The sequence below is a fragment of the Marinococcus halotolerans DSM 16375 genome (assembly GCF_000420725.1).
Classification (GTDB): Bacteria; Bacillota; Bacilli; order Bacillales; family Marinococcaceae; genus Marinococcus; species Marinococcus halotolerans.
On sequence record NZ_ATVM01000043.1, the window covers coordinates 1 to 6,669 of the forward strand.

Annotated in this window: 5 protein-coding genes and 1 pseudogene; 2 read left to right on the forward strand and 4 right to left on the reverse strand. The window is 48.1% G+C overall.

Annotation, left to right across the window (positions count from 1 at the left end; translation table 11 throughout):
* Nucleotides 1-188 precede the first annotated feature (188 nt).
* The gene (locus G548_RS0116580; protein WP_022795263.1) at nt 189-449 is read left to right on the forward strand and encodes a holin; all 261 of its coding nucleotides are present in this window, start codon (nt 189-191) and stop codon (nt 447-449) included.
* Between the two features lie 327 nt (nt 450-776).
* Entirely contained in the window at nt 777-1,751 is a 975-nt protein-coding gene (trhO, locus tag G548_RS0116585) for an oxygen-dependent tRNA uridine(34) hydroxylase TrhO (RefSeq protein ID WP_022795264.1), read from the forward strand.
* A 45-nt stretch (nt 1,752-1,796) separates the two neighbouring features.
* Here trhO and G548_RS0116590 read toward each other — a convergent pair whose 3' ends face one another.
* From G548_RS0116590 to G548_RS0116605, 4 genes and pseudogenes are all read right to left on the reverse strand, one after another.
* Nucleotides 1,797-2,492: a phosphatase PAP2 family protein gene (locus G548_RS0116590; protein ID WP_425411529.1), complete on the reverse strand. Its 696-nt coding sequence runs from the start codon at nt 2,490-2,492 to the stop codon at nt 1,797-1,799.
* A 96-nt stretch (nt 2,493-2,588) separates the two neighbouring features.
* Nucleotides 2,589-3,125 carry a helical membrane plugin domain-containing protein gene (locus G548_RS18600; RefSeq protein ID WP_022795266.1) on the reverse strand — a complete coding sequence of 179 codons (537 nt, stop codon included), beginning with the start codon at nt 3,123-3,125 and terminating at the stop codon, nt 2,589-2,591.
* A complete protein-coding gene (gene fdhF, locus G548_RS0116600; RefSeq protein WP_027847504.1) occupies nt 3,125-6,079 on the reverse strand; it encodes a formate dehydrogenase subunit alpha in 2,955 nt (984 codons plus the stop codon). The genes G548_RS18600 and fdhF overlap by 1 nt, the downstream gene beginning before the upstream one ends.
* 347 nt (nt 6,080-6,426) lie before the next feature.
* Nucleotides 6,427-6,669: pseudogene (locus tag G548_RS0116605) on the reverse strand (IS701 family transposase); the annotation flags it as partial.

Genomic DNA, 6,669 nt, shown 5'->3' on the forward strand with positions numbered 1-6,669 from the left:
AAAAAAAGCGGAAACTACGAAAAAAGAAGCCGGAGAAACATCTCCAGCTTCAGCTTAAAAGAGCTATCATTCGATTTTTGGGACAGCCCCTTTTTTATTATGTGAAAATACCTCCTAAAAAGATGGTTTAAAAACAGAAGCGTCCATGCCTTTTGTAGGGAGAATAAAAACCGAAGGGAGGCGTAAAATTGGAGGTAAGTCCGGAATTTTTGCTGTACATGTCGTTCATCGGCACAGCAAGTACGGCGCTGATGCAGCTGTTGAAGCAGGCGCTCCCGCTGCCTGAAAAGTATATACCTCTTTTTACACTAGGGCTCGGGGTAGGCCTGGCCCTTGCCCCGTTCCCGTTCACGAGCGTTGCGCTGGCAGAGCGTGTGTGGGCAGGAGCACTCGCGGGGCTGGGAGGCACCGGCATTTTTGAAAATGTGCAGAAAAGCAGAAAACAGTAAAATTTCTTACGGAAAACGGAGAGAGGAAACAGATTGAAAAAGAAGGAAAACCAATTCTCTCCTCTTGTTCAGAAAACTTTTTCATTTGCCGGGACAGGAAAATTTTTATATAATGTGTCTGCGCACAACATGAAGCCCCCGCCAGGAGCAGGGGTTTTTTATTGAGGTTTTGTTATGCTTTTTTAAATTACGTGGGTGCTGCGTGGGTGTTTTACGCGGAACAACGAAAAGAAAAAGTATAGACCTCTTGTGTGACAAGGCTTCCTGATTGCAAGACAGGGAGTCAGGAATGTATCTTGCAAATATATTCCGGATAGGTGAGAACACATGACAGAAGAAAATCAATCGTACCGGGTGTTACTGTATTACAATTACACGTACGTGGAAGAACCTGAGACCTTTGCTGCGGAGCATCTGGCTTTTTGTAAAGAGCTTGGGTTGAAGGGAAGAATCATTGTTGCGGAGGAAGGCATCAATGGTACTGTTTCCGGCACTGTAGAACAGACGGAAGCATACATGCAGGAACTGACAGGGGATGAACGCTTTAAAGACACCGAATTCAAGGTGGATTATGCCGAGGGGCACGCATTCAAAAAGATGCATGTGCGTCCGCGTTCAGAGCTGGTGTCACTGTATCTCGAAGATGACATTAATCCAAATGAACAGACTGGTGAACACCTGAGCCCGAAAGAATTTTACGAAGCACTTCAAAGCGATGAGACCATCGTTCTTGATGCCCGTAATGATTATGAATATGATCTTGGGCATTTCCGGGGCGCCATTCGCCCGGATATTAACGCCTTCCGGGAGCTGCCGGACTGGGTGAGGGAAAACCGGGAAAAGCTTGAAGGTAAAAAAATATTAACCTATTGTACCGGAGGCATCCGCTGTGAGAAGTTTTCCGGCTTCTTGAAAGAAGAAGGATTTGAGGATGTGGCGCAGCTGCATGGCGGCATCGTTTCCTACGGTAAGGATCCTGAAGTAAAAGGGGAGCTGTGGGACGGAAAATGCTACGTGTTTGACCAGCGTATCAGCGTTCCGATCAATCAGGTCGAGCATCGCGTAATCGGCAGGGACCATTTTGACGGGGAACCGTGTGAACGATACGTTAACTGTGCTGATCCTGACTGCAACAATCAAATCATCTGCTCTGAGGAAAATGAGCATAAATATATGCGAAGCTGCACTGTAGAATGCATGACTCATCCGAGAAACCGTTATATGGAAGAGCAAGGACTGACGGCAAAAGACGTGCAGGAAAAAATCGAAGCGAGAAAAGCAGAGCAGATGCAGAACGCATAAATACAAATAAATGAAGTCTCCGGCATTTTGCGCCGGAGGCTTCATTTAGGTTTGTCTGCGATATTTGTTCCAAAGCGTAAGCTCGAGGGCGATGATGCAGATGAGCAGCCAAAATAAGCCGACTGAAATGCCTGCGAGCACATCTGTAAAGTAATGAACGTCCAAGAACATACGGCTGACAGCGACAAGCAGAGCAGCGAGCGACAGTAATACTCCGAATACCCACTTCCATACAGTTGCCAGTGTAGTTCGGATAACGAGATAGACGAGAAAACCGTAAAAGGTAACAGCGCCTGTAGAATGACCGCTCGGAAAGCTGTAACCGGTCCCGTCATAGGATGCGAGCACTTCCGGGCGCTGCCGGGAGAAAAAATTTTTAAAAACAGTGGTAATGATACTGATGCCGATCATATTTACGGCAAAATATACAGCAGTCCATCTGCTGAAAGATGAAAAAAACAACAGATAGATTGTGGTAATTGCGGCACCGACTGTCAGCCAGGTTACCGATCCGGCCTCCGTAATCAATCCCATCATAGACTGCAGGATATCAGTGTTGAGCGCTGACACAATATTTTGAGCTGTTTGGTCGATCCTAAACGTTTCCTGTTCGAGTACTTCTTCACCCATCTCCAAAAATAGAAAAGCTGTCGTAAACAGCGTGAGCAGTCCGGCAATGATAAGTATCCACGAACTTTTTGGTACATCGGACAGTTGAAGACCTTTGAAAGACAATGACATTGGCTCCCTTAGTTTATTTTCAAATCTATTCCCTGAAGAAGTATATTTTCAAACAAAAACCAGGCTGCAACGCGCAGCCTGGTTTTTGTATTTCGGTTAAACCTTGGTATCTGGTTTCCGGTCCTGCTGTTCTCTTTCCATTTCGGGTTTGCCGGTTTCGCCCATGCCGCGCATAAAAGCAATGCCGAGTGAGAGCGTATGATTTACTTCCGGATCCCGGAGGAGCTTTAACAATTGAAATATATTTACAGTCTGTTTTTCCTGTTCCTTCTCTTCTTCCATCTTCGCTACACGCTCAAGTCCTTTATTTAATTTCAACAGAAGCGGCTGCATGCTTTCGATATCGAGTTTGCCAGCCTCCCCAGCGAGAAGAAGCAGGTTTTTAATCATATTAGTGCTGCCTTCGGTATTCATCGCATTTACAGCTACATGCAGCACCTTGTCCCCTTCGCTGAGAAGGCCGTTCGCCATATCAAGCAGGCCGGATTCATCAAGAAGATTTGCGGTGCGCACCATCTTTTCCAGACTTTCTTTGTTATCAAGCAGCTGGGACTGGAGTTCATCCATGTCCCGCTGTTTGATTTCTTCCTCGGAGAATTGCAGCTTTTCTATATGAGTTATACGCTCAGCCATTAGCGGTTCTCCTTTCTCACCATGTCACCAGGGAAGATGTAGTCGTTACGTTTCCATTTGCGTTCAACTTCCACACCGTTTTGCGGCTGAGGGTTGCCGTAACGGAAATTGTTTTTCGGCATCGGTGCTTCGCCGTCCGTGCTGAGTATTTCCATAAATACCTGCGTTTCTTTGTAGGCCGGAGTATCTGTGTCTTTATCCGCTTCGCTGCTCGTGAGGCGGTTGATTGCCGATTCCCCGGAATTGTTCATTGGAATGTAGAGCTGTTTTTCTTTCACACGGTCAGTAACAAGCGCCTGGATGCGTACAGCCCCGTACGGTGATTTCAACCTTACAAGTGCTCCGCTTTCAAGTCCCCGTTCTTCAGCGAGCTCCGGAGAAATCTCGACAAAGTTGTCCGGCGTTTTCAACGTGATGCCTTCCGTTTTATACGTCATATTGCCTTCGTGAAAGTGCTCAAGCATCCGGCCGTTGTTCACGTGCAGGTCGTACTGTTCGCCAAAGGTCTGAGGCTCTGTCCAATGGACCGGATAGAATCTCGCTTTTCCGTTCGGGAACTGGAAACGGGATTCGTAAAGAAGCGGCTCATCCTGGCCTTCTTTTGTCACAGGCCATACGAGAGAGTCATATCCTTCCAGACGCTCGTAGGAAACCCCTTCGAAGAATGGGCAGAGTGAAGCTGCTTCTGCCATGATTTCCGATGGGTGGCTGTAGTCCCAGTCCGCGCCCATCCGGTTAGCCACAAGCTGAAGAATTTCCCAGTCCGGCTTAGAGTTACCGAGTGGGTCAAGTGCTTTGTACAAACGCTGAATGCGGCGCTCGGTGTTTACAAACGTTCCGTCTTTTTCCAGGCTCGGACTCGCCGGGAGCACGACGTCCGCGAACTTGGCAGTCTCGGATAAGAAAATGTCCTGGACTACGAAGAAATCAAGTTTTTCAAAGCCCTGCTGCACGTAGTTAATGTTGGAGTCCACAAGTGCCATTTCCTCGCCTTTCAAATAAAGGCTCCGGAGGCGTCCTTCATGCATTGCATCCACCATCTCGTGATTCGTCATGCCGACTTCACTGGAAAGCTTTGTGTTCCAGCCCTGCTCGAACTTGTGGAGCACTTCTTCGTCTTCCACAGCTTGATAGCCGGGAAGAAGGTTCGGCGCACTGCCGAAGTCTGTGGCGCCCTGGACATTATTATGTCCACGAAGCGGGTAAGCACCGGTGCCGTTACGCCCGTAGTTGCCGGAGACAAGGAGCAGGTTCGATATGGCCGTACTTGTATCCGCGCCGCCGGAGTGCTGGGTAACACCCATCGCCCAGAGCGCACAGGTAGTATCTGCTTCGTGAATGCTCTCGGCAATGCCAATTAATTCCTCACGGGAAAGGCCGGTCTGCTCTACAGCGTAATCGATGGTGTACATTTCGAGTTCTTTAACAAAATCTTCGTAGTAATCCACACGTTCATTAATGAACTCTGTATCCTCCCAGCCCTGATCGATAATGTATTTCGCTACAGCGTTCAGCCATACAAGGTCCGAGCCCGGCTTGGGCTGGATAAACATGTCAGAGCGCTCTGCCATTTCGTGCTTTCTGATGTCAGAGACGATCAGCTTCTGGTTGCGCAGCTTATGGGAGCTTTTAATACGCGTGGCAAGAACCGGGTGGGATTCTGATGTGTTTGTCCCGACGGTGATAATAAGCTCTGCGTTTTTAATATCTTCTATCGTGCCGGTGTCCCCGCCGTAGCCGACTGTACGGAAGAGTCCCTGAGTAGCAGGAGTCTGGCAGTACCGGGAGCAGTTATCAATATTGTTTGTCCCCATGACGGAGCGGGAGAGCTTCTGCATAAGATAGGACTCTTCGTTCGTCGTTTTAGAAGAGCTGATAAACGCAAGGGCATCGTTGCCGCTTTCTTCCTTAATAGAAGTGAAGTTATTCTGAATAACATCTAAAGCATGCTCCCACGTGGTTTCGACAAACTGGCCGTTTTCACGGACGAGCGGATTCTGGAGCCGTTCTTCGCTGTTAACGAAATCCCAGCCGAATTTGCCCTTCACACAGGTGGAAATACCGTTTGCCGGGGCTTCTGCCTGCGGCTCAATTTTTAGAATGTCACGGTCCTTCGTCCAGACATCAAAGCTGCAGCCGACTCCGCAGTAAGTACAAACTGTTTTCGTTTTTTCAATTCGGTCGTCGCGCATTTGGGACTCCATATTGGATAGAGCCAGAATCGAACTGTAGCCGGTTTCGACGTCCTTGGTGATATCGATCATCGGACGGAGGGTATCTTCTTTAAGGCCAGTCATGTAGCCGGCTTCGCCTTCCATATTTGTTTCAATTAATGCGTTACACGGACAGACGGTCGAACAGTGGCCACAGGATACACAGGAGGATTCGCCGATAGGAACATCGTTGTCCCAGATGACGCGGGGGCGTTCGCGTTCCCAGTCGATGGAAAGGGTCTCGGTCACCTGAACGTCCTGACAGGCTTCAACACAGCGTCCGCAGAGGATGCACTGATCCGGGTCATAGCGGTAGTGCGGGTTCGTATAGTCTTTTTCATACGGTTTTGTTTCAAAAGGAACGCTCTGATGTTCGACACGCATCGCTTCTACCGTGTTATGGATTTCACAGCCGCCGTTATTGTAATCACAGACGGTACAGTACAGCTCGTGATTATGCAGAATCCGGTCCATCGCAATTTTTTGAGCCTGATCGACATCAGGGGTTAGTGTTTCAATGACATCATCTTCTTTAAATTCGGTGGAACAGGCACGGACAATTTCTCCGTTCACCTTGACCATACAGGTGTCACAGGTTTCAATCGCACCCAGGCTCGGGTGATAACAGACATTTGGCACTTCTTCGTTAGTGCCGCGCGTATAGTCCAGGATTGTAGAGTCATCCGATACTTTGCGCTCAGTGCCATTCATCGTTACTCGAATAATCGACAAAATAATCATCCTTCCATTTTGGAAATAAAGTTGGGTTAAAGGATAAAGACGTAGTGGACGGTGGATGAATACAGCACTCGCTTATGTAAGAGTCAAGGGAGTGCCCTTCTATCTTCAGCTTCATAAACCAAAACAATAAGCTTTATAAAATAGAAGTCATTTGCATGTTTCCCGATGTGCCAAAGGATAAAACAAAATTTTAATTTAAAATTTCGCGGAAAATAAATACTAGTTTAATAAATATTACCAGGGGTATTATAATATACTCTAATGTTGCAGTTTTGAAAACAAATGTTGGTCATGGATTTAAATATTGGAAATCATCGACAATATCATCCAACCGATGGCTTTGCGGGTCAGGCGACGCGATAAGCGTCATATACGCTTTCCAGGGTCGCGCCCGCCCGGGCGCGCTGATAAATATCCGCAATCTCCCGCCGCCGGTGATCCTGATGACTGGCATGAAAGGCTTCACTGATGGTGCCCGCAAATGCCCAGGCAAGCAGCAGCCAGGCGGTTTGGAGGAGAAGCAGGTAGCGTCGGATAGCCGGGGCGCTCCGCAGCCGGTACCCGCCCATCGACAGCTTGCCCTTGGCTTC

Excerpts from the sequence above, each read along its gene's own strand:
- trhO (WP_022795264.1), top strand. The coding sequence starts at position 777 with ATGACAGAAGAAAATCAATCGTACCGGGTGTTACTGTATTACAATTAC.
- G548_RS0116590 (WP_425411529.1), bottom strand. The coding sequence starts at position 2,492 with ATGTCATTGTCTTTCAAAGGTCTTCAACTGTCCGATGTACCAAAAAGT.
- G548_RS18600 (WP_022795266.1), bottom strand. The coding sequence starts at position 3,125 with ATGGCTGAGCGTATAACTCATATAGAAAAGCTGCAATTCTCCGAGGAA.
- fdhF (WP_027847504.1), bottom strand. The coding sequence starts at position 6,079 with ATGATTATTTTGTCGATTATTCGAGTAACGATGAATGGCACTGAGCGC.